The organism is Vibrio sp. S457-15 (genome assembly GCF_000960545.1).
Taxonomy (GTDB): Bacteria; Pseudomonadota; Gammaproteobacteria; order Enterobacterales; family Vibrionaceae; genus Vibrio; species Vibrio parahaemolyticus.
Genome location: NZ_JYOQ01000039.1, coordinates 1 through 388 on the forward strand (window position 1 = coordinate 1; position 388 = coordinate 388).

Annotated in this window: 2 pseudogenes; one reads left to right on the top strand and one right to left on the bottom strand. The window is 53.1% G+C overall.

Annotated elements, in window-relative coordinates:
• Nucleotides 1–202 (bottom strand): annotated as a pseudogene (locus tag UF05_RS24100) (ABC transporter substrate-binding protein); the annotation flags it as partial.
• On the opposite strand from UF05_RS24100, the pseudogene UF05_RS24095 reads away from it, so the two are divergent.
• Nucleotides 187–388: pseudogene (locus tag UF05_RS24095) on the top strand (ABC transporter substrate-binding protein); the annotation flags it as partial. The pseudogenes UF05_RS24100 and UF05_RS24095 overlap by 16 nt on opposite strands.

Below are 388 nucleotides of genomic sequence, written 5' to 3' on the forward strand. Positions count from 1 at the left end.
ACCAAGCTTCGAATGCGTAGCCAAGGCCAGAGGCGAAGTCGTTCGCTGTACCGCCACCGTAGAATGCGATGTCGATGATAGTTTGACGGTCAAGCGCCATAGAGAACGCGGGACGGAAGTCACCGTTTGTTAGTGCTTCGTTCTTAGCAGCGTCTGGGTTTTTGAAGTTCACTACGAACGCTTGAGTACCCGCTAGCGGGTACTCAAGCGTTCGTAGTGAACTTCAAAAACCCAGACGCTGCTAAGAACGAAGCACTAACAAACGGTGACTTCCGTCCCGCGTTCTCTATGGCGCTTGACCGTCAAACTATCATCGACATCGCATTCTACGGTGGCGGTACAGCGAACGACTTCGCCTCTGGCCTTGGCTACGCATTCGAAGCTTGGT